This window comes from Actinoplanes philippinensis (genome assembly GCF_900113015.1).
Classification (GTDB): domain Bacteria; phylum Actinomycetota; class Actinomycetes; order Mycobacteriales; family Micromonosporaceae; genus Actinoplanes; species Actinoplanes philippinensis.
Map to the genome: position 1 here is coordinate 14,350 of NZ_FONV01000037.1, position 24,818 is coordinate 39,167.

25 protein-coding genes are annotated in these 24,818 nt (G+C 72.1%); 9 read left to right on the forward strand and 16 right to left on the reverse strand.

The genetic code is table 11. From position 1 onward, the window contains the following. Positions 1-29: 29 nt before the first annotated feature. Positions 30-779: an SDR family NAD(P)-dependent oxidoreductase gene (locus tag BM290_RS45890; protein ID WP_093622317.1), complete on the reverse strand. Its 750-nt coding sequence runs from the start codon at positions 777-779 to the stop codon at positions 30-32. Between the two features lie 10 nt (positions 780-789). Further along, positions 790-1,665: a TIGR03620 family F420-dependent LLM class oxidoreductase gene (locus BM290_RS45895; protein ID WP_093622318.1), complete on the reverse strand. Its 876-nt coding sequence runs from the start codon at positions 1,663-1,665 to the stop codon at positions 790-792. Between the two features lie 99 nt (positions 1,666-1,764). On the opposite strand from BM290_RS45895, the gene BM290_RS45900 reads away from it, so the two are divergent. After that, entirely contained in the window at positions 1,765-2,391 is a 627-nt protein-coding gene (locus BM290_RS45900; RefSeq protein WP_093622319.1) for a TetR/AcrR family transcriptional regulator, read from the forward strand. Between the two features lie 70 nt (positions 2,392-2,461). Here BM290_RS45900 and bla read toward each other — a convergent pair whose 3' ends face one another. From bla to BM290_RS45920, 4 genes are all read right to left on the reverse strand, one after another. Continuing rightward, positions 2,462-3,385 (reverse strand): class A beta-lactamase, encoded by a 924-nt coding sequence (gene bla, locus BM290_RS45905; protein WP_093622320.1) that lies wholly within the window; start codon positions 3,383-3,385, stop codon positions 2,462-2,464. Between the two features lie 14 nt (positions 3,386-3,399). After that, on the reverse strand, positions 3,400-4,335 hold the full coding sequence (locus BM290_RS45910) for a carboxypeptidase-like regulatory domain-containing protein (protein ID WP_093622321.1): 936 nt from the start codon (positions 4,333-4,335) through the stop codon (positions 3,400-3,402). 102 nt (positions 4,336-4,437) lie between these two features. After that, positions 4,438-5,559: an endonuclease/exonuclease/phosphatase family protein gene (locus BM290_RS45915; RefSeq protein ID WP_239144141.1), complete on the reverse strand. Its 1,122-nt coding sequence runs from the start codon at positions 5,557-5,559 to the stop codon at positions 4,438-4,440. A 198-nt stretch (positions 5,560-5,757) separates the two neighbouring features. Further along, entirely contained in the window at positions 5,758-6,222 is a 465-nt protein-coding gene (locus tag BM290_RS45920; protein WP_093622323.1) for an anthrone oxygenase family protein, read from the reverse strand. Between the two features lie 80 nt (positions 6,223-6,302). Here BM290_RS45920 and BM290_RS45925 point away from each other — a divergent pair, with 80 nt between their 5' ends. From BM290_RS45925 to BM290_RS45950, 7 genes are all read left to right on the forward strand, one after another. After that, positions 6,303-7,256, forward strand: coding sequence for an AraC family transcriptional regulator (locus BM290_RS45925; protein ID WP_093622324.1), 954 nt, complete (start codon positions 6,303-6,305; stop codon positions 7,254-7,256). Between the two features lie 17 nt (positions 7,257-7,273). Then, complete coding sequence (locus BM290_RS48970) at positions 7,274-7,420, forward strand: hypothetical protein (protein ID WP_177320187.1); 147 nt, start codon at positions 7,274-7,276, stop codon at positions 7,418-7,420. Further along, positions 7,420-7,509, forward strand: coding sequence for a potassium-transporting ATPase subunit F (locus BM290_RS45930; RefSeq protein ID WP_093622325.1), 90 nt, complete (start codon positions 7,420-7,422; stop codon positions 7,507-7,509). The genes BM290_RS48970 and BM290_RS45930 overlap by 1 nt, the downstream gene beginning before the upstream one ends. Beyond that, complete coding sequence (gene kdpA, locus BM290_RS45935; protein ID WP_093622326.1) at positions 7,509-9,155, forward strand: potassium-transporting ATPase subunit KdpA; 1,647 nt, start codon at positions 7,509-7,511, stop codon at positions 9,153-9,155. The genes BM290_RS45930 and kdpA overlap by 1 nt, the downstream gene beginning before the upstream one ends. Further along, positions 9,152-11,257 (forward strand): potassium-transporting ATPase subunit KdpB, encoded by a 2,106-nt coding sequence (kdpB, locus tag BM290_RS45940; RefSeq protein WP_093622327.1) that lies wholly within the window; start codon positions 9,152-9,154, stop codon positions 11,255-11,257. The genes kdpA and kdpB overlap by 4 nt, the downstream gene beginning before the upstream one ends. Before the next feature lie 5 nt (positions 11,258-11,262). Then, positions 11,263-12,093 carry a potassium-transporting ATPase subunit C gene (locus BM290_RS45945; RefSeq protein ID WP_093622328.1) on the forward strand — a complete coding sequence of 277 codons (831 nt, stop codon included), beginning with the start codon at positions 11,263-11,265 and terminating at the stop codon, positions 12,091-12,093. Positions 12,094-12,155: 62 nt separating this feature from the next. Then, positions 12,156-14,636 (forward strand): DUF4118 domain-containing protein, encoded by a 2,481-nt coding sequence (locus tag BM290_RS45950; protein ID WP_093622344.1) that lies wholly within the window; start codon positions 12,156-12,158, stop codon positions 14,634-14,636. Between the two features lie 56 nt (positions 14,637-14,692). On the opposite strand, the gene BM290_RS45955 is transcribed toward BM290_RS45950, so the two are convergent. The 10 genes from BM290_RS45955 to BM290_RS46000 form a co-directional block, all read right to left on the reverse strand. Next, entirely contained in the window at positions 14,693-15,439 is a 747-nt protein-coding gene (locus BM290_RS45955) for a L,D-transpeptidase family protein (RefSeq protein WP_093622329.1), read from the reverse strand. A 45-nt stretch (positions 15,440-15,484) separates the two neighbouring features. After that, positions 15,485-16,195, reverse strand: a complete 711-nt coding sequence (locus BM290_RS45960) for a hypothetical protein (RefSeq protein WP_093622330.1) — start codon at positions 16,193-16,195, stop codon at positions 15,485-15,487. A 47-nt stretch (positions 16,196-16,242) separates the two neighbouring features. Beyond that, complete coding sequence (gene efeB / locus BM290_RS45965) at positions 16,243-17,505, reverse strand: iron uptake transporter deferrochelatase/peroxidase subunit (RefSeq protein WP_093622331.1); 1,263 nt, start codon at positions 17,503-17,505, stop codon at positions 16,243-16,245. Then, positions 17,502-18,593 (reverse strand): iron uptake system protein EfeO, encoded by a 1,092-nt coding sequence (gene efeO, locus BM290_RS45970; RefSeq protein ID WP_177320189.1) that lies wholly within the window; start codon positions 18,591-18,593, stop codon positions 17,502-17,504. The genes efeB and efeO overlap by 4 nt, the downstream gene beginning before the upstream one ends. 59 nt (positions 18,594-18,652) lie before the next feature. Next, the gene (efeU, locus tag BM290_RS45975) at positions 18,653-19,486 is read right to left on the reverse strand and encodes an iron uptake transporter permease EfeU (RefSeq protein WP_093622333.1); all 834 of its coding nucleotides are present in this window, start codon (positions 19,484-19,486) and stop codon (positions 18,653-18,655) included. A gap of 117 nt (positions 19,487-19,603) precedes the next feature. Continuing rightward, positions 19,604-19,981, reverse strand: coding sequence for a BlaI/MecI/CopY family transcriptional regulator (locus BM290_RS45980; protein WP_093622334.1), 378 nt, complete (start codon positions 19,979-19,981; stop codon positions 19,604-19,606). Positions 19,982-20,022: 41 nt separating this feature from the next. After that, positions 20,023-20,832 carry an ABC transporter ATP-binding protein gene (locus BM290_RS45985; RefSeq protein WP_093622335.1) on the reverse strand — a complete coding sequence of 270 codons (810 nt, stop codon included), beginning with the start codon at positions 20,830-20,832 and terminating at the stop codon, positions 20,023-20,025. Further along, positions 20,829-21,863: a FecCD family ABC transporter permease gene (locus BM290_RS45990; protein WP_093622336.1), complete on the reverse strand. Its 1,035-nt coding sequence runs from the start codon at positions 21,861-21,863 to the stop codon at positions 20,829-20,831. Before BM290_RS45990 ends, BM290_RS45985 begins: the two co-directional genes overlap by 4 nt. Next, positions 21,860-22,903: a FecCD family ABC transporter permease gene (locus BM290_RS45995; protein WP_093622337.1), complete on the reverse strand. Its 1,044-nt coding sequence runs from the start codon at positions 22,901-22,903 to the stop codon at positions 21,860-21,862. The genes BM290_RS45990 and BM290_RS45995 overlap by 4 nt, the downstream gene beginning before the upstream one ends. Next, positions 22,903-23,937, reverse strand: a complete 1,035-nt coding sequence (locus BM290_RS46000) for an iron-siderophore ABC transporter substrate-binding protein (protein WP_093622338.1) — start codon at positions 23,935-23,937, stop codon at positions 22,903-22,905. Before BM290_RS46000 ends, BM290_RS45995 begins: the two co-directional genes overlap by 1 nt. Positions 23,938-24,113: 176 nt before the next feature. On the opposite strand from BM290_RS46000, the gene BM290_RS46005 reads away from it, so the two are divergent. Continuing rightward, on the forward strand, positions 24,114-24,428 hold the full coding sequence (locus tag BM290_RS46005; RefSeq protein ID WP_093622339.1) for an STAS domain-containing protein: 315 nt from the start codon (positions 24,114-24,116) through the stop codon (positions 24,426-24,428). The last annotated feature ends 390 nt before the right edge of the window (positions 24,429-24,818 follow it).

Consider the following 24,818-nt stretch of genomic DNA (forward strand, 5'->3'; position numbering starts at 1 on the left):
GGCGTGATCAACCGGGCGGCGGGCGTCGCTCAGATCTGGCTGGCCCCGCCATCGACGTAGAGCTCGGCGCCGGTCATGTACGAGCTGGCGCCGGAGGCCAGGAACGCGACCACGCCGGCGATCTCCTCGGGGCGGCCCAGCCGGTTCATCGGCACGCCGGACGCCAGCCCCTTGAGCAGCTGCTCGGCCGCCTCCGCGTCCGGGGCCAGGCCGCTGAGGCCGGGAGTGCCGATCGGTCCGGGCGCGATGCTGTTGACCCGGATGTCACGGCCGACCAGCTCGGCCGCCCAGCTGCGGGTCAGCGACCGCAGCGCCGCCTTGCTCGCGGCGTAGACGCTGAACGAGGCCGCGCCCTTGACGTCGATGTTGGAGCTGGTCACGATGATCGACGCACCCCGGTTGAGCAGTGGCAGGACGCTCTGCACGGTGAACAACGTACCGCCGACGTTGGTGTTGAACGTGGTGGCGTAGTGCTCCCAGGTGATGTCGCCGAGGGCGGCGAACTCGCCCCCGCCGGCGTTGGCGAACACGATGTCGAGGCCCGCGCCGTGGTCCCTGATGGTGGCGGCCACCCGGTCGAGGTCGTCGAGCCGGGCGACGTCGGCGCGGATGCCGGTGGCGCCGGCGCCGATGCCCGCCACCGCGGCGTCGAGGGCGTCCTGCCGACGGCCGGTGAGGAAGACGTGCGCGCCGTCGGCGGCCAGGCGCTGGGCGGCGGCCAGGCCGATGCCGGAGGTGGCGCCGGTGACGAGGGCGGTCTTGCCGGTGAGCTGAGACATGATCGGTCCTTTACTTGACGAGAGCGGCGAGGTCGCGCCACTGGGCGAGGGGAAGGCCGGTGGAGCCGGGTGCGGTGAGAACGTGCACGGCGACGTGGTCGGCGCCGGCGTCGAGGTGGGCGCTGATCCGGCGTTCGACGTCGTCGGCGGTGCCGTGCGCGACGAGCGCGTCGATCAGGCGGTCGCTGCCGCCGGGCACCAGGTCGGCGTCGTCGAAGCCGAGGCGTTTCAGGTTGTTGCGGTAGGTGGGGAAGCCCAGGAACATGCCGATGCCGGCGCGGGCTGCCGCCCGGGCGCGGTCCGGGTCGGTGTCCAGGACGACGGCCTGGTGCGGCGCGATCAGGGGGCCGGGCCCGACCTTGCCGCGGTACGCGTGGACGTACTCCGGCGTGACCAGGAAGGGGTGCCAGCCGGCTGTCCGGTGCACGGCCAGGTCGACCATCTTCGGGCCGAGCGCGCCGAGCAGCAGCCGGTCGGCGCTGATCCCGGAGCCGAGCCGGTCCAGGTAACGCCGCATCGACTCGACGGGGTTGCCGTAGTCCTGCCCGCTCGCGGAGGCCCCGGCGGGGCTGCCGATGCCGAGACCGATGACGGTACGGGCGCCGTGCGCGCTGTCGAATGCCGCGACCCGGGCGGACAGCTCGGGAGCGGTCTGGCCCCAGATGTTCAGCACGCCGGTGACGACGGTGCTGTGCGGGGCGGCGGCCAGCAACGCCTCGACGTCGTCGAGTGCTCCGGCGCCGTCCAGGCCGGGTGACCAGATGGTGCGCCAGCCGAGGTCGTCGAGCTCGGCGACGGCGTCGCGGATGTGCGGCCGGTCCGCGGAGCGCAGCTGCATGCTCCACAGTCCGGCTCGCTGGGAGAAGGTCATGTCGACGTACCTCATTTCTGTACCGATCGGTACTGATGTGGGGAACGCTAGCACGCCCCCGGCTATTTCTGTACCGATCGGTTAGGATGAGCTGCATCACCCGAGGGGGAGCACATGACGCAGGCGCGCGAGCGGGGACGGCCACGGGGCTTCGACAGCGAGGCCGCTCTGGACCGGGCCGTCGAGGTGTTCTGGCGGCACGGCTACGAGGGCGCGTCGCTCAGCGATCTCACCGACGCGATGGGCATCAACCGGCCCAGCATGTATGCCGCCTACGGCAACAAGGAGGAGCTGTTCAAACGGGCGATCGCCCGCTACGCCGAGGCGGACATGGCCTACGCCCGGGAGGCGCTGGCGGCGCCCACGGCGTACCAGGTGATCGAAAGGTTTCTGCGGGCCAACGCCGACGCCCTCACCCGCGCCGACCGCCCGCACGGCTGTCTCTCGATCCAGGGCGGCCTGGCCGCCGGCAGCGACGGCGGCACCGTCGCCGGTTTCCTGGCCGCCAGCCGCCTCGCCGGTGAGGCGGCCCTCGTCGCCCGGCTCGCCCGGGCCGTCGACGAGGGCGACCTGCCAGCCGGCACCGATCCGGCCGCGCTCGGCCGCTACGTGATGGTGGTCAGCGAGGGCAACGCGGTCCACGCCGCGGCGGGCGTCGGCCGGGACGCCCTGCACACCACCGTCGACATCGCCCTCGCGGCCGTCCCGCGCCGCCCCGGCGACACCACCACACCCGCCTAGAACGCGGCGTCAGGGCCGCAGCGAGGCGACGACTTCCTCGGCGATCAGCGTGTCCGCCCGGAAGACGGCGTCAGGGCCGCAGCGCCGCGACGACTTTCGCGGTGGCCTCGGCGATCAGCGAGTCCGCCGACGGCGCGTCGCGGACGCCCCGGTCGGACATGACCGCGATGACCAGGGGAGCGCCGGCCGGTGGCCAGACGACCGCGATGTCGTTGCGGGTGCCGTACCCGCCGCTCCCGGTCTTGTCGGCGACCACCCACCCGGCCGGGACCCCCGCGCGGATGTACGGCCCACCGGTGGTGTTGCCCCGCAGCCACGTCGTCAGCTGGTCGCGGCGTGCGACGGGCAGCGCGTCGCCGAGGACCAGCGTCTGCAGGGTGGCGCCGAGCGCCCGGGGCGAGCTGGTGTCGCGGGTGTCCCCGGGCCGCGCCTCGTTGAGCTGCGGCTCGATCCGGTCGACGCTGGTGGTGCGGTCGCCGAGCGAGCGCAACTCCCGTTCCAGCGCGTCCGGGCCGCCGAGATGCTCGAACAGCAGGTTGGCGGCGGTGTTGTCGCTGTACCGCAGGGACGCGGCGAGCAGATCGCCGAGGCTCATGCCGGTGTCGACGTGCTCCGTGGTGATCGGCGCGTGACCGAGCAGATCGGACCGTTCATACCGCACCACCGTCCGCAGGTCGTCGTCGGAAGCGCCGCGCAGCACCACCCCGGCCTGCAGCGCCTTGACCGTCGAGGCGTGGGCGAAGCGCTCGTTCGCCCGGTGGGCGACCGTCCGCCCGGTGGCGGTGTCCAGAGCGTAGACCCCGAGCCGGGCGCCGAACCGCTGCTCCAGCCCGCTGAACGAGGGAGCGGCGCGGTCCGCCGAGGCGGCCGTCGACGGGCCGGCCGAGGGCTCCGGAGGCGCCGGCGCGGGGCTGCCGCCCCGGCCGCTGGTGCACCCGGCCAGAACCGTGACGGCGGTCAGGAGCGCGGCCAGGGCCGGACGACACGATCGCATGAGGACAGCATCGCCTACTGACGGCGCCGGTTGAGCAGCAGCGCGAGCGCGCCGATACCCGCGACGACCAGCACACCGCCGGCGACGAACGGCAGCGGGCCGCTGCCCTCGTCACTGACCGTCCTCAGATCGGGGCCGGCCGCGCCGGCGATCGTCACCGTCGGCTCCGGATCGTCGGCGACCGCCGCGAGCGGGCTCGCCGACGCACGCGGCGACGCCGACGTCCTCGTGGGCGTGACCAGCGCGGTCAGCGTCACCTGCACGGTCGCGGCAGCCCCGGCCCTGCCCTGGACGGTCGTGCTCGCGGCACGGTAGCCGTCCTTGGCGGCGGCGACCTCGATCGCGCCCGCGGCGATCGGCCGGGCGCCGGTGGACCTGATCGAGAACCGGCCTCTCCGGTCGCTCGTCGCCTGGTACACGTGCCCGGCGCTGTCCTTGACGGCCACGGCGACACCGCCGACCGCCTTGCCCGCGGCGTCGCGCACCCGGCCGGAGATGCCGTCGACCGGCTTGTCCTTGCCGGGCGACGACGCACCCGGACCGTGCACGTAGACCATCCTGAAGTCGTAACTGTTCTGCCCGCCGAGCCGCACGGCGACCGAGATGTTCAGACCGGTCGTCTCACCCGGGGCCGCGTCGGGCGCGACGACGGTGGCCTCGAAGTCGCGGCTCCTGCCGGCGCCGAGGTTCGGCTCCGCGCGACAGCCGGTGACGCATTTCAGCCCACCACCGACCACCACGATCGCCGTCTCGGCCGCGGATCCGGTGTTGGTGACCCGGAAGCGGACCCGCACCGTGTCGCCGGGCTCCACGTTCTCCGCGGACACGCTGAGGACCCGGATCGGCGCCGGCGCGGCCGCCACCGGTGTCGCGGCCCCGGCGAGCACCCCACCGGACAGCGCGAACAATGCGGCGGCTCGAGCCACCCGGGCACGCAGGCGCGTCGTCACTTCCCACCACCTTCCAGAACGGGCGACGCCGATCGATCTCGACGCGCGCCACTATGCCCTGTCGATGCCGGTTGCGCGACCCGGCCGCGTGACCGGACCGTCCTATCCGGCCGGGCGACGCCAGCCGACGGTGGCCGCCACCCCCGCGTGATCGGAGGTGTACCGCGGCCGGCTCGCCCGGAACGGCTCCGCCCCCACGACACGGGCATCCCTCGCCGCCGCGGCGCCGTCGAGCAGCACCAGATCGATGCGGGACGTCAGCGGCGCCGCCGGGTCGTTCAGATCGGCGCTGCGGCAGCAGGTCAGCCCCGGCCCACCCGGCGAGGCCTCGGTCCAGGCGTCGCGGAACCGACCGGTCAGGAGTTGGTACGTGTCGGTGGTGCTGCCGTCCGCGGCGGAGTTGAAGTCACCGACCGCGATCACGGTCCCCGGCCCGGCGACCGGCCCGGCGAGGAACTCGGTGGCCTGGGCCCGCTGCACGGCCGGGAACTGCTCGGTCTCCAGATGGGTGGTGACGAACCGGAACGACACCCCGTGGTGCTTCGCCTCGACCGACGCCCACCCGTGCACCAGCTCCACCGGCGGCACCCCGGGCGCCGGCAGCGGAATCGTCTGCCGCGCCTGATAGAGGCCGTGCCGCGGCGCCGACCAGTGCAGACCCGGGGTGCGCTCGTTGACGAGCACCACGTCGCTGTCGCGCAGTCGCAGCGTGCACGTGCCCACGGTGGTGGACGCGCACGGGGCGGCCAGCGGGATCGGTCCCACGTCGGTGCCGGGCGAGACGGACGCCACCGCGTAGTGCAGGCCCCGGCGGTCCAGAGCCTGCCGCAGGATCGCGAGGAAGTCCTGGGACGGACCGGCGCCCGGCCCGGTCGTGGTCCAGGTGGTCACCTCCTGCAGCCCGACCAGATCGGGGCTCTCCCGCGCGATCTCGCCGGCCAGCCCCTCCGCGCGTACGGTGAAGTCGGTCGCCCGTACCTCCGCATAGATCGTGGCGACGGCCGCGAGCAACGCGGGCGTGGTCCGCGCCGCGAGCGCCGGCGCCAGACTCGCCCCGAGATAGACGTTGTGGGTCATCACCCGCAGATGCTGCGGCTCCACGGGCGGGACGGCCGCAGGCCCGGCCCAGGCCGTCCCGGTGAGCGCCACGACGCCGCCGAGAGCGGCCGCGACGAGCGGAGTCCAACGGTGACCGGCACGCGGCCGGGCTGAGCCTGAGCGCATTTTCACCGGCGAAGGTTCCCAGACTCCCACCCGCCCTGCCGATGCCCCGATCGGGGCGGTGGAACCCCGGGACCGTCCGGCCCGCATCCCACCGGCCCACGAACATGCTGCTCAGGCTGACGGCGCCGCCCTGATGGCCGTCTCGCGCCGCGATCGGGACAGCCCATCCCACCCGAACAATCGATCCGGAACGGGGGATCATCGGCGGCGGCAGGCGGCGACCAGGAGCAGGGCGCAGCCGGCCAGGCAGAGGATCGTACGGGCGTGGTTGGCCGGGTTCCAGGCGGCCAGGTAGTCCGGCCAGGGGATCGTGCCGGCGTCGAGGCGGTCGTTCAGCGGCACGTTGATCGCGGCCGTCACGCCGAGCGCCCCGGCCAGGGTCAGGACCGCGCCCGCCAGTGACCAGCCGGCGCCGGGCTGCGACCACGTCAGGGCCGCCCGGGCGATCATCACGACGCACAGGGCCGAGACCCCGAACAGGGCGAGCATCAGGGGCGGGCGCTGGGCGGTGAGGTTGATCGAGCGCATCGCCGCCGCGCCGGCCGGGTCCGGCAGGCGGCGCAGGCCGCTCATCACGAAGGCGGAGAACGCGAAGAACACGCCGGCCAGCAGGCCGCTGCCGAGGGCGGTGGCGGCGGTGAGGGCATCCCAGGCACGAGTCATGTCTCCATGGCACCCCGGGGCGGTGAGCTGATCCATGCGGCAGGCACCCGATTCCATACGTGAGCGTCTACGCTGGGCGGATGGACCCGGTCGGCGGCCTCCTCGATCCGCGGGCCCGGGGCGCCTTCGTCCTGCGCTCGCTGCTGTCCGCGCCGTGGTCGATCCGGATCGCGGACGGGGCGCCGCTCACCCTGGTCGCGGTGGTGCGCGGGTCGGCGTTCCTCGACACGGGCACGGCCACGGCCACGATCGTGCCGGGGGACGTGGCGGTGGTGCGCTGCTCCGGCCCGTATGCCGTGGCCGACTCCGCCGCCACCGCGCCGCAGGTCACGATCGGGCCGGACCAGGTCTGCCGGCCGATACCGGGCGTCGTCGGCACCCGTCCGATGGGGCCGCTCGGCCTGCGGTCCTGGGGCAACGACCCGGACGGCGCGACGATGCTGCTCACCGGCACCTACCACTCGCCGGCCGAGGTCAGCCGGTCGCTGCTGGCGGCGCTGCCGGAGCTGGTGGTGCTGCGGCCCGGCGAGTGGGACTCGGTGCTGCTCGACCACGTCATCCGCGAGGTCGACCGGGACGCCCCCGGTCAGGACGCCGTCCTCGACCGGCTGCTCGACCTGATCCTGATCACCGCTGTGCGCACCTGGCTGGCGCGGCCGGAGGCGTCCCCGCCGCGCTGGTACACGGCTCGCGACGATCCGATCGTCGGCGCCGCGCTCGCCGGCATCCACAGCCGGCCGGACCGCGCCTGGACGGTGGCGTCGCTGGCCGCCGAGGCGCGCTGCTCCCGCGCGGCGCTGGCCCGCCGGTTCACCGAGCTGGTGGGCGTCCCGCCGATGACGTACCTGACCGAGTGGCGGCTCTCGTGCGCCGCCGACATGCTCCGGCGCAGCGACGCGACGCTGGAGACGATCGCCCGCGACGTCGGCTACGCAAGCCCGTTCGCGTTGAGCGCCGCGTTCAAACGGGTTCGCGGTGTGTCCCCGCGCACGCTGCGCGTCAACAACGCGTCAACATCGCGGGCCCCGGCGTAGGCATCGCGTCAACGCCGGTGACGGCGGCTCCGCGGCGAGGTTGGCTGCTTCTGGCAACCCGCCGTTTCGACAAGGAGCTTTCCGTGGCTGACCTGCTGTTCGTCGTGCTGACGGTGGCGCTGTTCGCAGCGTTCACCGGTCTGGTCAAGGCGGCCGAACGCTGATGAGCGCCGTCAACCTGGCCGGCCTGATCCTGGCCGTCGCCCTGGCCGCCCTCCTGGTGGCCGCCCTGCTCTTCCCGGAGCGGTTCTGATGGCCGGCTGGCTCTTCCCGCTGACGCTGGCCGCCGCTCTCGTCGCGGTGTACCGGCCGTTCGGTGACCATCTGTACCGGGTCGTGACCGGCGCCCGGCACCACCGGATCGAGCGCGGCGTGTACCGCCTGGTCGGTGTGGACGCGAGCACCGGGCAGACGTGGGGTGTCTATGCCCGCAGCGTGCTCGCGTTCTCTGCCGTCTCGGTCCTGTTCCTCTACGCCTTCCTGCGGCTGCAGGACCGGTTGTGGCTGTCGCTGGGCCTGCCGGCGGTGGCGGATCACATCGCCTGGAACACGGCGGTCAGCTTCGTGACGAACACGAACTGGCAGGCCTACTCGGGTGAGTCCACGATGGGTCATCTGGTGCAGATGGCCGGGCTGACCGTGCAGAACTTCGTGTCGGCGAGCGTGGGCATCGCCGTCGCGGTGGTCCTGATGCGCGGCTTCGCCGCCCGCGGGGAGAAGCTCCTGGGCAACTTCTGGGTCGATCTGACCCGGATCACGCTGCGGGTCCTGCTGCCGCTGTCGGTGCTGTTCGCGCTGGTGTTCATGGTCGGCGGCGTGGTGCAGAACCTGTCCGGCGGCGTGGACGTCACCACCCTGACCGGCGGGGCGCAGCACATCACCGGCGGGCCGGTGGCCTCCCAGGAGGTCATCAAGGAGCTGGGTACGAACGGCGGTGGCTTCTACAACGCCAACTCCGCCCATCCGTTCGAGAACCCGACGGCGTGGACGAACTGGCTACAGGTGTTCCTGATCCTGCTGATCCCGTTCAGCCTGCCCCGCGTGTTCGGCCGGATGGTCGGCCAGAACCGGCAGGGCTACGCCATCGTCGCGGTGATGGCGATCCTCGCCCTCGGCAGCATCGCGCTGACCGTCGGTTTCGAGACCCACGGCGCGGGCACGGTGCCGCAGGCCGTCGGCGCGGCGATGGAGGGCAAGGAGACCCGCTTCGGGGTGGCGAACTCGGCCGCCTTCGCCGCCGCGACCACCCTCACGTCGACCGGTGCGGTCAACTCGTTCCACGACTCGTACACCGCGCTCGGCGGGATGATGCCGCTGGTCAACATGATGCTGGGCGAGGTCGCGCCGGGCGGTGTGGGCTCGGGGCTGTACGGCATGCTGATCCTGGCGGTCATCACGGTCTTCGTGGCCGGGCTGATGGTCGGGCGTACCCCCGAGTATCTGGGCAAGAGGATCCAGGCGCGCGAGATCAAACTCGCGTCGCTGTACTTCCTGGTCACCCCGCTCGTCGTCCTGGTGGGCACGGCCGCGGCGTTCGCGACCGGCAACGCCGCCACCGCCCTCAACGCCGGCCCGCACGGGCTGTCCGAAGTCCTGTACGCGTTCACCAGCGCCGGCAACAACAACGGCTCCGCCTTCGCCGGCATCACGGTCAACACCCGCTGGTGGGACACGGCGCTCGGGCTGGCGATGCTGTTCGGCCGGTTCCTGCCGATGATCCTGGTCCTGGCGCTGGCCGGATCGCTGGCCCGGCAGCGCCCGGCGCCCGCCTCCGACGGCACCCTGCCGACGCACCAGCCACTGTTCGTCGGCATGGTCGCCGGTGTGACGGTGGTGCTGGTCGCCCTCACGTTCCTGCCCGCGCTCGCGCTCGGCCCTCTCGCGGAAGGACTCCGATGACCACCACCCTGAACGACCTCGTCGACGTGGGCCCGGCGCCTGAACCACCCACCCGGCCGGTCGGGGCCGGCCTGCTCGACCCGGGACAGTTGTGGCGGTCGCTGCCCGGCGCGCTGCGCAAACTCGACCCGAGGGTGATGTGGCGCAACCCGGTGATGTTCATCGTCGAGGTCGGCGCGGTCTTCACCACGGTCCTGTCGATCGCCGGGCCGAGCGTGTTCGCGTGGGCGATCACCGTCTGGCTGTGGCTGACCGTGATCTTCGCCAACCTGGCCGAAGCCGTCGCCGAGGGACGCGGCAAGGCGCAGGCCGCCGCGCTGCGCAACGCCAAACAGGACACGATCGCGTATCTGCGGGACGGCCGGGAGATTCCCGCGACCGGCCTGGCACAGGGCGATGTGGTGATCGTCGGGGCCGGGCAGATCATCCCCGGGGACGGTGACGTCATCGAGGGCATCGCCAGCGTCGACGAGTCGGCGATCACCGGTGAGTCCGCGCCGGTGATCCGCGAGTCCGGCGGGGACCGGTCGGCGGTGACCGGCGGCACCCGGGTGCTGTCCGACCGGATCGTCGTGCGGATCACCCAGAAGCCGGGGGAGAGCTTCGTCGATCGGATGATCGCCCTGGTCGAGGGCGCGAACCGGCAGAAGACCCCGAACGAGATCGCGCTGAACATCCTGCTGGCGGCCCTGACGATCATCTTCCTGCTGGCGGTCGTCACGCTGCAGCCGCTGGCGATCTTCTCGAAGGCGTATCAGGCGGCGGCGCCGGACACCACGGCCGTCGACGGCGACGGCGTCACCGGGATCGTGCTGGTGTCGCTGCTGGTCTGCCTGATCCCCACCACCATCGGGGCGTTGCTCTCGGCGATCGGCATCGCCGGCATGGACCGGCTCGTGCAGCGCAACGTCCTGGCGATGAGCGGCCGTGCGGTCGAGGCCGCCGGCGACGTCGACACCCTGCTGCTCGACAAGACAGGCACGATCACGCTCGGCAACCGGCAGGCGGCGGAGTTCGTACCCGTCGACGGGGTTGATCGTCTGGCTCTCGCCGACGCAGCACAGCTGTCCAGCCTCGCCGACGAGACGCCCGAGGGCCGGTCGATCGTGGTCCTGGCGGAGAACGAGCACGGGCTGCGTGACCGTGAGCCCGGCCGGCTGAGCGACGCCACGTTCGTGCCGTTCACCGCACAGACCCGGATGAGCGGCGTCGACCTCGGCAGCCGGCGGATCCGCAAAGGCGCCGCCGCCGCCGTGACCAAGTGGGCCCGCGCCAACGGCGGGCACCCCGCCGAACAGGTCGGCGCGATCGTCGACATGATCAGCGACTCCGGCGGCACCCCCCTAGTCGTGGCCGAGAACGATCGGGTCCTCGGGGTGATCCACCTGAAGGACGTGGTCAAGCCGGGCATGCGCGACCGGTTCGGCGAGATGCGGCGGATGGGCATCCGCACCGTGATGATCACCGGCGACAACCCGAGGACCGCCGCGGCGATCGCCGCCGAGGCCGGCGTCGACGACTTCCTCGCCGAGGCCACCCCGGAGGACAAACTCGCCTACATCCGTAAGGAGCAGGAGGGCGGCCGGCTGGTCGCGATGACCGGCGACGGTACGAACGACGCGCCCGCCCTCGCCCAGGCCGACGTCGGCGTCGCCATGAACACCGGCACGTCGGCCGCCAAGGAGGCCGGCAACATGGTCGACCTCGACTCGGACCCGACGAAACTGATCGAGATCGTCGAGATCGGCAAGCAGCTTCTGATCACCAGGGGCGCGCTCACGACGTTCTCCATCGCCAACGACATCGCCAAGTACTTCGCGATCATCCCGGCCATGTTCGCGACCGTCTACCCGGGCCTGGACCTGCTCAACATCATGCGGCTGCACTCGCCCGGCTCGGCGATCCTGTCCGCGGTGATCTTCAACGCGATCGTGATCGTGTTCCTGATCCCGCTGGCCCTGCGCGGCGTGCGCTACCGGCCCTCGTCGGCGAGCGTCCTGCTGCGCCGCAACCTGCTGGTCTACGGCCTCGGCGGCGTGATCACGCCCTTCCTCGGCATCAAGCTCATCGACCTGCTCATCCAGCTCATCCCCGGGATCTGATCAGAATGCGACTTCCCGCCTGGCTCGCCCAGCACCTCGCCGCCCTGCGCGCGCTGCTCGTCCTCACCGTCCTGCTCGGCCTGGCCTACCCTCTGCTGCTCGTCGGCGCCGGCCGGATTCCCGGCCTGTCCGGCCCGGCGTCCGGATCCATGACCCCGGTCGGCAGCACCCTGATCGGCCAGTCCTTCACCGACGCCGGCGGCAACCCGGTGCCGAAGTACTTCCAGAGCCGGCCGTCGGCGGCCGGGGACGGCTACGACCCCACCGCCACCGGCGCGAGCAACCTCGGCCCGGAGGACGTCGTCGACACCCCGGCCCGGCAGAGCCTGCTCACCCGGGTGTGCGGTCGCAGCGTCGCCGTCGGCAAGCTGGAAGGCGTGGACGGCCGCCGGCCCTACTGCACCGGCGACGGGGTCGGTGCGGTCCTGGCCGTCTTCCACCGCGACGGCTTCACCGGCCCGGTGACCCGGGTCGTCTCGGTCAACCAGACCGGCACTCCGTTCCTGGCCCGCTACCAGGGCGTGACCGTGGAGCCCGCGAAGGAGGGCGAGGACTACCGTGCCCTGGGCGGCGTGATCACGCCGATCCGCGGTGACGCCCCGGACCGGCCGGTGGTGCCCGCCGACGCGGTCACCGCCAGCGGCAGCGGCCTCGACCCGCACATCAGCCCCGCCTACGCCGCGCTGCAGGCGCCACGGGTCGCCCGGGAACGCGGGATCGACGTCAGCCGCGTCCGGGAGATGATCACCGCGTACACCGAGGGTCGTGCCGTTGGTTTTCTCGGCGAACCGGGCGTCGACGTCCTTGACTTGAACCTGGCGCTCGACGGCAGGTGAACAGTCCGGCCGGTCCGCCGGGCACGGTGCCGGAGGACCGGCCGGACGTTACGGAGGATGCGATGGCACGCGGGGAACTGCGGATCCACCTCGGCGCCGCACCGGGCGTCGGCAAGACGTACACCATGCTGGAGGAGGCGCACCGGCGCGCCGAGCGCGGCGCCGACGTGGTGATCGCCCTGGTCGAGACGCACGGCCGGAAGCACACCGCCGCCATGGTCGGCGACCTGGAGGTGGTGCCGCGCCGCGAGATGACCTATCGCGGCGCGGCGTTCACCGAGATGGACCTCGACGCGGTCCTCGCGCGCCGGCCGGAGATCGCCGTCGTCGACGAACTCGCCCACACCAACGTCCCCGGCTCCCGTAACACCAAACGCTGGCAGGACGTCCAGGAGCTGCTCGACGCCGGCATCAGCGTGCTCACCACCGTCAACGTCCAGCATCTGGAGTCGCTCAACGACGTCGTCGCCCGGATCACCGGCGCCGACCAGCGCGAGACCGTCCCCGACGCCGTCGTGCGCGCCGCCGAACAGGTCGAACTCGTCGACATGACCCCCGAGGCGCTGCGCCGGCGGATGGCGCACGGCAACATCTACCGGCCCGAGAAGATCGACGCCGCGCTCGGCAACTACTTCCGCACCGGCAACCTGACCGCCCTGCGCGAGCTGGCCCTGCTGTGGCTGGCCGACAAGGTCGAGGACCAACTCGGCAAATACCGCGCCGACAACGCCATCGACGCCACCTGGGAGACCCGTGAACGCGTCGTGGTGGCGCTGACCGGCGGGCCGGAGGGCGACACACTGATTCGCCGGGCCGCCCGGATCGCCGCCCGGACCAGGGGCTCCGACCTGCTCGCCGTGCATGTCACCCGCAACGACGGGCTGGCCGGCGCCGACCCGGCCAGGCTGGCCCGGCAGCGGCTGCTCGTGGAGAGCCTCGGCGGCACCTACCACCAGGTCACCGGCGCCGACATCCCGCAGGCGCTGCTCGATTTCGCCCGTGGGGTGAACGCCACCCAGATCGTGCTCGGCGCCTCCCGCCGCGGCCGTTTCGCGCAGATCCTCTCCGCCGGGGTCGGCGTCACCACCATCGCCCGTTCCGGGACGATCGACGTGCACCTGGTCACGCACGAGGGCGCCAACCGGGGACGCCGCCGGGGCCCGCTGCCGGCCGCGCTGTCCCGCAGCCGCCGCATCGCCGGGTTCGGCACCGCCCTGCTCGGCCTGCCGCTGCTCGTGCTCCTGCTGCGGGCCGGCCCGGCGCTGTCGCTGACCAACGACATCCTGCTCTTCCTCGTCGCGGTGGTGATGGTCGCCCTGATCGGCGGGCTCTGGCCGGCGCTGCTCGCCGCGGTCGGCGGCTCGCTGGCGCTCAACTGGTTCTTCACCCCGCCGTACGGCCGCTTCACCATCGCCGAAGGCCAGAACCTGCTCGCCCTCGCCATCTTCGTGCTCGTCGCGATCGCGGTCAGCTGGGTCGTCGACACCGCCGCCCGCAAGACCCGGCAGGCCGCGCAGGCCTCCGCCGACGCGCAGACCCTCGCCACCGTCGCCGGCAGCGTGCTGCGCGGTGAACGCCCCCTGATCGCGCTGCTCGACCGGCTCCGCGAGACGTTCGCCCTCGACTCGGTGACCCTGCTGGAGGACGGCGCCGTGGTGGCCGGCGTCGGCCAGCCCCGCTGCGAACGGCCCGCCGACGCCGACATCGAGGTCAAGGCCGACGACAACGTGCTGGTGCTGATCAAGGGCCGGACCCTGCAGGCCTCCGACCGGCGCATCGTCGAGGCGTTCGCCGCCCAGGCCGCGGTCGCCCTCAAACAGGAGCGCCTGGCCGGCGAGGCGGCCACCGCCCGGCCCCTCGCCGCGGCGGACAAGCTGCGGACCGCGTTGCTCGCCGCCGTCAGCCACGACCTGCGTACGCCCCTCGCGTCCGCCAAGGCGTCGGTCGCCGGGCTGCGCAGCCGCGACGTGCAGTTCGACGAGGACGACCGGGAGGAACTGCTCGCCACCGCCGACGAATCCCTCGACCGCCTCGGCCGGCTCGTCGCCAACCTGCTCGACATGAGCCGCCTGCAGGCCGGAGCCCTCGGCGTCACCCCGGCCGACGTGGGCGCCGAGGAGGTCGTGCCCCGGGCCCTCGACGACCTCGGCCCCGCCGGCCGCACCGTGACCGTCCACGTCCCCGACGACCTGCCGATGCTGCACACCGACCCGGGCCTGCTCGAACGGGTCCTGGTCAACCTCGTCGGCAACGCGCTGCGCTACAGCCCGCCCGGCCGGCCACCGGTGATCACCGGCAGCAGCCACGGCGACACCGTCGAGTTGCGTGTCATCGACCACGGCCCCGGCATCCCCGCCGACCGGTGGGACGACGTGTTCCTGCCGTTCCAGCGGCTCGGCGACCGCGACAACCACACCGGCGTCGGCCTCGGCCTGGCCCTGTCCCGGGGCCTGACCGAGGCGATGGGCGGCACCCTGACCCCCGAGGAGACCCCGGGAGGCGGCCTCACCATGATCGTGTCCCTGCCCACCAGGTCTTCGTGACAGTCGCGGTGCTGTCTGCCGCGCTTTTCGGGACGGTCTCACCGTGGAGCCGGCCGCTACGCCCTCGTGATAGCGGTGGCCGGAGCCATCACGATCCGGGGCTTGGCCGCCGGGTCCAGCCAACGCAGCAGACGCACCAGGTCGGCGCGCTTGACCGAGACGCAACCGGCCGTCGGGCCGCTGCCGCCGGCGTGCAGGAAGATCGCCGAGCCGCGACGGGTGTCGGCCCTGGTGGTGGCGGTGTACTGGCGGTGGGCGGCGTCCCACCGTACCCCCGATGGGGTGTTGAAGTTGATCACTATGGCGTGGGCGTATTGTCGGGGGTACGCGGCGAGGCGCTCGGCTCGAGATTTGCGCCAGGTGCGTTTCGGCGAGGCCGACGGCTGGAGGAGGTTGTAGGTCTCCGGGTCCCGGTTGTCGCCCGCCCAGTAGTCGTCGGCGTCGACCTTGCGGTAGGGCAGTCGCGTGCCCGGATCGGCACGGACCCCGAACGCCTGCGTCAGGGTGAACGTCCCCGCCGGTGTCTGCCCGGTGTCCTGACGGCGGCTCGACGCCCACTTCCACCCGCCGTACCCGGTGCGGGCGTTCATCGTGCCGAACTTCTGCCGCCACTTGCCGTCCGAGCCCCGCTGGAACGCGCGCACCGTCGCATGTGTCGACGCCCAGCTCCGGCCGGCGACGACGATCACCTGCCGGGCATTCCCGACATGTGCCAGTTCATCCGGCAGAGCGGCGGCGGCCGGCGCCGCCGGGACCAGGACCGCCGTCACGGCGAGCACGAGAAACACCGCGAGCCGTCTCATGGCTGTCGATCCTCGCAGATCTCCGGCGCGCCGTGTCCCCGGCAGTCAGCTCGCAGCGGGCCGGAACGCGATGTCGGTGACGTCGGCGACCAGCTCGGTGAAGTCGGTGCCGTAGGCGGCGGGCTCGACGATCCGCAGGACCAGCGCGAACGGCCGGTCCGCGCCGAACCTTTGGTACAGCATGGTGTGGTGCTCGGCCAGGTAGCGCGCCCCGGCGAGGTTGCTGCCCGCGCTCAAGCCGCCGAGGAAGAACACCGGCTGCCCACCGGCCGGCCCCCGGAACCGGGCCAGCAGCAGGTAGCTGGTCTCCGGGGTCAGCGTGTACCGGGTGTCGCCGACGGTGACCGACAACCGCCGGGTGACCTCGTCGAACACCTCGTACCGTACGCCGCGCAGGATCGTGCGGACGTGTGTGGCGGCGCGCGGATTCGCCTCGCCGGGGCCACCGACGCAGAACTCGGTCAGCCGGCCGATCTCGCCGGTCGGCTGGCTCTCCCCGACCCGGTCCGCCCGCGCCCCGCACTCCCGGGCGATCGTCGCCAGCTCCACCAGCGCGGCGACGTCGCGCCGGTGGACACTGAACTCGCTCGGCGACGAGGCATGTCGCGACACCACCATCAGGCAGCTCGCCCCGGCGGTGAGGCCGAAGAAGGCACGCTCGCGGCCCAGCTTGCGACGGCGCACCAGGAAACCGGCCAGCCACACCGTGGTACCGGCGATGACGCTCGCCAGCAGATTGATCAGGAGGTCGCCCACGGGTTGATGATGTCCGATGTGGTCGAGGCGCCGTCGCCGGGGGAGGATCAGGCGAACAGGGCGCCGCCCCAGAAGTCGCCGTCGGTGGGGACGCCCGGTGGGCAGGCGAAGATGCCGGTGGAGACGTGGCGGACGTACTCGTTCATCTCGTCGTTGGCGGCCAGGCTGCGCTGCACCGGGATGAACGCCTTGCGCGGGTCCCGCTGGTAGGCGATGAAGAACAGGCCCGCGTTGAGGCGGCCGAGGCCGTCGGAGCCGTCGACGAAGTTGTAGCCTCGTCGCAGCATCCGGGCGCCGTTGTTGCTCTGCGGATGGGCGAGCCGTACGTGTGACGTGGTGGCCAGCAGTGGCTGCCCGTCGGCGCCGACCGAGTCGAAGTCGACCTCGTCGAACTCACCGGTCATGCCCATCGGCGCGCCGGTGCCCTTGGTCCGCCCGATGATCATCTCCTGCTCGGCGAGCGGCGACCGGTCCCACGTCTCGATCAGCATCCGGATCTTGCGGGTGACCAGGTAGGAGCCGCCGGCCAGCCAGTCCGGCCCGTCGCCGGGCTGCACCCACAGGTGCTCGCGCAGCAGGTCGGTCTCCTCGGCCTTGAGGTTGCGGGTGCCGTCCTTGAAACCGAACAGGTTCCGCGGGGTGGCCTGCCCGGTGGACGTCGACGACGTACGCCCGAACCCGAGCTGGGACCAGCGGACGCTGACCGCGCCCATCCCGATCCGGGCGAGGTTACGGATCGCGTGCACCGCGACCTGCGGGTCGTTGGCGCAGGCCTGAATGGCGATGTCACCGCCGGAGATGGTGTCGTCGATGGTGTCGCCGGTGAACTTCGGCAGCGGCTCGAGGGCCGGCGGCAGGTGCGCGGCCAGGCCGAACCGGTCCTTGCCGGACGCGTCCCGGAACAGCGTCGGCCCGAACCCGATGGTGATGGTGAGCCCGGACGGCGGCAGCCCGATCGCCTCGCCGGTGTCGTCCGGCGGCGCCTCGGGGATGCCGTTGACCGCGCCGATCGCGCCGGCGTCGTGGCCCGCGGTCATCCGGGCGGCGGCCGCCGTCCAGTCCTTGAGCAGCTTGATCAGCCGTTCGCGGTCCTTGGTGACGACGTCGAAGGCGACGAAGTGCAGCCGGTCCTGGGCGGGGGTGACGATGCCGGCCTGGTGGGCGCCGGTGAACGCCACCGCGTCGGTGGCCGCGGCGGCCGTGGTGAGCTCCGGCTCGTCCTTGACCTGGGTGAGTGCGGCGGCGCCGGCCAGGCCGGCGGCCCCCACCCCGGCGAGGGTGAGGGCACGCCGTCGCGAGACCCGGCTCATGCCTTCTTGGCGACGACCGCCGCCACCTGGCTGATCGGCTCGGCGAGCGCGTTGATCGCGTCGGAGAGCTCCTTGAGGTCGGCCTGCGACAGGTCGGTGTGCAGCTTCCAGCCGTCGCCGGCGCGGTGCTTCGCGAGGGCGGCGTCGACGTTGGCGAACTCGGTGTCGAGGGTCTTGACCAGCGCCGCGTCACGCTCCTCGAGGACCGGGCGCAGCGCGGCGATGGCCGCCTTGGAGCCGTCGACGTTGGCGTTGAAGTCCCACAGGTCGGTGTGCGAGTAGCGGTCCTCCTCGCCGGTGATCTTCCCGGCGGCGACCTCGTCGAGCAGCGCCTTCGCCCCGTTGGCGAGCTGCAGCGGGGACAGTTTCTCGGCGTTGGCCTTGGTGACGATCTCCTTGACGTCGGTCAGGAGCTGGTCGGCCACCGGCCCCGACTGGGAGATGTCGTTCTTCTGCCACAGGTCCTGCTCGATCTTGTGGAAGCCACCGAACTTCAGGCCCTCCTCGGTGACCTCCTCGCGGCCGTCGATGCGCGGGTCCAGGTCGCCGAAGATCTCCGCGACCGGCTCGATGCGCTCCCAGTAGGTGCGGGCGATCGGGTACATCGTCTTCGCGCCGGCCACGTCACCGGCCTTGACGAGCTTGACGAACTCGGTCGTCTTCTCCTCCAGGGCGGCGGTCTGGCTCTTGACGTAGCGGGAGTAGCTGTCGGTGGCGGCGAGCAGCGCGGCGTCGTCGGTCAGCGGGGCGGCCGAACCGGAGACGGTCAGCTGCCCGCGGATGCCCTTGCCGATCATGCCGGGCTTGCAGGCGGTCTCGTAGGTGCCGGCCGGCAGCTCGACGTGCAGGTTGCGGGACAGGCCGGGGGCGATGTTCTCCACCTCGGCCATCACGCGGTCGCCAGCGGCGTACACATAGAACTCGGTGACCTTCTGCCCGCCGTTGGTGATGGCGAAGATGCTGGTCCCGGCATCCACCTGGGTCTTGCCGACCTCGCAGCTGGTATCGGTGGCCTTGACCGCGATCGGCCCGCCGGCGGCGGCGGTGTCCGTGACGGCGTCGCCGCCGCCGCAGGCGGCGAGCGACATGCCGAGCGACCCGGCGGTCACGAAGGCGAGGATATGCGAAGGGCGCACGGTTTCTCCTATTACTGCGGTGCGGGGACGGCGGCCGGCTTACGGCCGGTGGGTCGCAGGAAGAGCACGAGCACGGGTACGGCGTACGCCACCCAGGCGACGACCTCGATGACGCTCGCCGTGGGCGTGACGTTGAACATGCCGGTGAGCAGCGCCGTGTACCAGGCGGACGGGTCGAGCGTGCCGCTGACGTCGAAGGCCAGAGTGTTCAGGCCGGGCAGGACACCGGACTCCTGCAGGTCGTGGACGCCGTACTTGAGGATCCCGGCGGCCACCAGGATCAGCAGGACCCCGGTGACGGTGAAGAAGACGGTCAGGTTGATCCGGATCGCCGTCGCATACATCAGGAAGCCGATGACGACGGCGGTGACGATGCCGCCGAGCAGGGCCAGCAGCGGCCCGCCGTTGACGTCGGCGCCCTGAACCGCCGAGTAGAAGATCAGCGACGTCTCGAGTCCTTCGCGGACCACCGACAGGAACGCCATCACGGCGACCGCGATCGACCCGACGGCCAGCGCGTCGGCGAGTCTCCCGCGCAGCTCTCCGGCGATGGAGCGGGCGGCCCGGCGCATCCAGAAGATCATCCAGGTGACGAAGACGACGGCCAGGATCGAGGTGATCGCCTCGAACAGCTCGCGGTGCTCGTACTCCCGGAGCAGGGTGGTCTGGGTGTAGCTGAGCAGCGCTCCGAAGCCGACGGAGAGCGCGACGGCGGCGGCGACACCGGCCCACACCTGCGGCAGGCGGTCCTTACGATCGGCCTTGACCAGGAACGCGATGAGGATGCTGACCACCAGGGTGGCCTCCAGGCCTTCGCGCAGGCCGATGAGGTAGGTGGCGAGCATGAAGCCTTCTTCCCAGTCTTAAGGGTTGCCTTACCTTACTGCTACAGACTGTAGATTAGGAAAGGCTGGCCTCACTGTCCAGGGTTCACCCCGGTGACGAAGGTCGTGGCGACGTGCTCAGTCGAGGTCGTCGGCGAGCAGGCGGCGCAGCATCTCCTCGTCGCCCGGCTCCAGCGCCGCCACGAACCGCCGCAGCACACTGGCCCGGTCCGAGCCGGCACTGAGCGCGGCCCGCATCCGCCCGGCCGCGATCGCCGCGTCGTCGGTCAGCGGCGCATACCGGAACGAGCGCCCGTCCCGATAGCGCGCCGTCATGCCCTTGTCGTGCATGCGCGTCAGGATCGTCACCACGGTGCTGTACGACAGCGGCGAACCCAGCCGGTCACGCACCTCCCGCGGGGTCAGCGGCTCCGACGCGGCCACGAGAGCCCGCAGCACCTCCGCCTCGAGCGAGCCGGCCGGGCGGCGTGCGGAGTTCTCATCGTCGGCTGGCACGCGCGCAGCATAGAGGACACCGCGCGGACGTCATGGACACGTCAGGCGGTGGCGACGACGTGGTGGCGGCCGATCGGCAGCATCAGCGGCCGGCCCGAGACGGGGTCGGTGATGACCTGGCTGTCCAGGCCGAACACCGCCCGTACACACTGCTCGGTCAGCACCTCGGCGGGCGTGCCCGCCGCGTGCAGGCCACCGCCGGCCAGCGCGATCAGATGGTCCGCGTAGCGGGCCGCCATGTTCAGGTCGTGCAGCACCATCACGATCGTGGTGCCGCGGGCGGCGTTCAGGTCGGTCAGCAGGTCGAGCACCTCGACCTGGTGGCTGACGTCGAGGAACGTGGTCGGCTCGTCGAGCAGCAGCAGCTCGGTCTGCTGGGCGAGCGCCATCGCGATCCACACCCGCTGCCGCTGGCCGCCGGACAGCTCGTCGACCGCGCGGTCGGCCAGCTCGGCGGTGTGGGTGGCGTCCAGCGCGGCGGCGACCGCCCGGTCGTCGTCGCGGCTCCACCGCGACAGCAGCCGCTGGTGCGGGTTACGGCCCCGGCCGACCAGATCGGCGACGGTGATGCCCTCCGGCGCGATCGGCGACTGGGGGAGCAGGCCCAGCGTGCGGGCCAGCTCCTTGGCCGGCATCCGGTGCACCTCGCGGCCGTCCAGCAGGACATGGCCGGCCTTCGGGGCGAGCAGCCGCGACATCGACCGCAGCAGCGTCGACTTGCCGCACGCGTTGGCGCCGACGATCGCGGTGATCCGCCCGGGCGGCACCGGCAGGTCGAGCGACTCGATGACGGCGCGGTCGCCGTATCCGACGGTCAGGCTCTCGACGGCCAGGGAGTGGTCGGTGGTCACAGGGCGCCTCCCGCGCGGTTGGTGCGGACGAGTAGGAAGATGAGGTACGGGGCGCCGAGCACCCCGGTGATCACGCCGACCGGGAATCGGGTGTCGAAGGCGAACTGGCCGAGGAAGTCGGCGACCAGCACCAGCAGCGCGCCTGCCAGCGCGGACGGCACGAGCAGCGAGCCGCCGGGCCCGACCAGACGGGCCGCGATCGGCCCGGCGAGGAACGCCACGAACGCGATGGGGCCGGTGGCCGAGGTGGCGAACGCGATCAGGCCGACGGCGGCGACGATCGAGATCAGGCGGGTACGCTCCAGCCGGGTCCCCAGCGCCGCCGCGGTGTCGTCGCCGAGCTGCAGCATGGTCAGGTTGCGGGCCTGGGCCAGCAGCACCGGGCCGAAAACGGCGAGCGCGACCAGCACCGGCGCCACCTCGTCCCAGGTCGAGCCGTTGAGGCTGCCGTTGAGCCAGCGGGTGGCCGCCTGCAGGTCCCACTGCCCGGCCTGGTTCAGCACGTACGAGGTGACGCTGTTGAGCATCGCCGCGATCCCGATGCCGATCAGGACGAGGCGGGCGCCGGCCACACCGTCCTTGAACGACAGCACGTAGATGACCACGGCGACGCCGAGCGCCGCGACGATGGCGAACACCGACACGCCGGTCTCGCCGAGGCCCAGCACGATGATGGCGAAGGCCGCGGCCGCACTCGCCGCCGAGCTGATGCCGATGATGTCCGGGCTGGCCAGAGGGTTGCGCATCATGGTCTGGAAGGTGACGCCGCCCATCCCGAAGCACAGGCCGGTGATCAGCGCCAGCACGGTCCGCGGCAGCCGCAGCTCGCCGACGGTGAACGAGGCGCCCGGGACGGTCTCGCCGAGGATCACCCGCAGCACGTCACCGGGCGGGTAGAAGGTCTGCCCGATCATCAGCGACAGCGCCGCCATCACGGCCACCGCCACCCCGGCCACGGCCAGCACGGTCCGCCGGCGCAGGCGGCGCCGCCTGCGGCCCCGGGTGACGGCCTCCAGCGTCGACGTGCTCACAGCTCTCGTACCTTCTGCCGGCGGACGATGTAGATGAAGAACGGCGCGCCGATCAGGGCGGTGATGATGCCGGCCTCGATCTCGTCCGGCCGGTTCACCACCCGGCCGATCACGTCCGCCGCGGTCAGCAGCGCCGCGCCGGCGAGCGTGGCGAACGGCAGCAGCCAGCGATGGTCCAGCCCGACGAGCAGGCGGCACAGGTGCGGGACGATCAGGCCGACGAACGCGATCGGGCCGGCGACCGCGGTGGCCGCGCCGCACAGCACCACCGAGCCGAGAGCGGCGACCGCGCGGACCAGGACGACGCGTTCGCCCAGGCCGGCGGCGAGCTCGTCGCCGAGCGCGAGCGAGTTCAGGGCTCGCGCGCAGAGCAGGCAGACGACCAGGCCGGCGATCAGGAACGGCAGGACCTGCCCGATGCCCGCCCAGCCGGCCCCGCCGACGCCGCCGACCTGCCAGGACTGGAAGTTCTCGGCGATGTCGCCGCGCGGCAGCACGACGGCGGTCACCGTCGACGCCAGGGCCGCCGAGGTGGCCGCGCCGGCCAGAGCGATCTTGAGCGGGGTGGCGCCGCCGCGGCCCAGCGAGCCGACCGCGTAGACGAACAGTGTGGACACGGCCGCGCCGGCGATCGCGACCCAGATGTAGGCGGTGGCGGTGTAGAGGCCCACGGTCACCATGCCGACGGCGATCGCGAGCATGGCGCCCATGTTGACCCCGAGGATGCCGGGGTCGGCGAGCGGATTGCGGGTGACGCCCTGCATGACCGTGCCGGACAGGGCCAGTGCCGCGCCGACCAGGGCGGCCAGCACCGTACGCGGGATGCGTTTGACCACCGCCGCCTGGTCGAGGGTCTCGTCGGCGCCGCCGAACGCCGCGGTGATGTCGTCGAGGCCGACGACGCGGGAGCCGAAGGCGACCGAGGCCAGCATGATCAGGACCAGGATCGCCACGAGGGCCAGCAGCCAGGCCAGGCGCACCCGGGCCGGGCGTCGCAGCGCGGCGACGTCCGGCCCGGGTTCGGTGTCGGTGACCGTCATCAGATCTTGTCGGCGGCCTTGCCGAGCAGGTCGACGTAGTCCTTGAGCACGAACGACACCGCGAGCGGGGTCGGGTTGGCGGCCGTGGCGACCGGGGTGCTGCCGGGCAGCGACACGAACGAGCCGCGGGCGATCGCCGGGACCTTCGACAGCAGCGGGTCCTTCTGCAGGGTGGCCAGCGTGGTGCCCTCGGCGTCGCCGTAGGTGACGATGATGTCGACGTCGCTGAGGTTCTGCACCTGCTCGGAGCTCTGGGTGAGGCTGAACTCCTCGGTGGCGGCGGACGCCTTGGCGATGCTGTCCGGGTGCTTCATGCCGAGGTCGGTGAAGAACTGGGCGCGGGTGTCGTGCGTGGTGTAGAAGCTGATCTTGCTGAGGTCGGCCGGGTCCAGGTGGGTCAGGAACATCACCGACTTGCCGGCCAGCTTCGGGTAGCGGGCCGCCTCGTCCTTCATCTGCTTCTCGATGGTGGCGATCAGCGCGTCGCCCTCGGCGGCCAGGCCGAGCGCCGTGCTCTCCAGCTTGATGCTGTCGCGCCACGAGGTGGCCCACGGCGCCTTGGGGTACGCGACGACCGGCGCGATCTTCGAGAGGGTGTCGTAGTCCTGCTGGGTGAGGCCCGAGTAGGCGGCCAGGATGACGTCCGGCTTGGTGTTCGCCACGCCCTCGAAGTCGATGCCGTCGGTCTCGTCGAACAGCACCGGGGTCTGCGCGCCGAGCTCCTTGAGCTTCGCGGCGTCCCAGGGGAGCAGGCCGTCGCCGTCCTCGTCGCCGAAGTTCGCCTTGGCGTAGCCGACCGGGACGATGCCCAGAGCCAGCGGCACCTCGTGATTGGCCCAGTTGACGGTGGCGACCCGGACCGGCTTCTTCTCGATGGTCGTGGCGCCGAACGCGTGGGTGACGGTGATCGGGAACGCCGCCGTCGCGCTGCCCGACGCTGCCGGGGTGTCGTCGCTGTCGGACGACCCGCAGGCGCTCAGAGCCAGAGCGGTGGTGAGGGCGACGATTCCCGCGAGGAATCGGGTAGCGCGCATGGCGGGGGAACTCCACTTCTTCGCTGATAAGGCTTGCCTAACCTAATATGAGGCGGGGAATTTTTCATGATCACCATTCGCGGATGTGACGTCCGGCACCGAGCGGGCCGGCGCCCGGTGTCGGGTATGGTCGGGTGCCCGGGTCGCCACGACGAGCAGGAAGCAGCGGTGGGCCGATGAGGGTGCGCAGCCACCGACGCCCCGATCACACGACCGAGATCATCGTGGCCGGGGAGCTGGATCTCGACACCGCGCCGCAGCTCCAGCAGGAGATCTCCCGCGTGCTCAGGCAGCCCGGCGTCCGCGGCATCCAGGTCGACCTGGCCGAGGTCACCTTCTGCGACTCGTCGGGCATCGCCGTGCTGGACGCCGGTTTCGGCGAGGCGGCGCGCAACGACATCACCCTCCGGGTGGTCCGCGTCCCCGCCATGATCGCCACCATCCTGCAGGTCGTCGGCCTCCTGCAGCCCCTGACCCGGCCCGCGTCCTGACCCGGCCCGCGTCCTGACCCGGCCCGCGTCCTGACCCGGCCCGCGCCCTGAGCCGTCCGGCGTCCCGCCGGTGTGCTGCTTCCGGCGTCACTCCTGCTGGAGACGGTGAGCTCTCGATCTCGGGACCGCGTCCTCCGGGAACGAGGCCGGAAAGCCGATCGCCCGCGGTTCCCGGCTCAGGGGAACTGCGGGCGATCGGCTTTCGTGCCCGGTGTCAGGCGGCGAGGTCGTAGGCGGCGTAGTGGTTGGCGCGGCGGCGGTGGTGGATGGTGAGGGTGTCGCGCAGGGTGCGGATGATGCTGGTGGTGCTGACGGTGGAGCCGGCGGTGCGGGTTTCGAGGCGGACGGGGGCGGCTTTGAGGTCGGTGATGCCGGCGGTGGTGGTGGCGA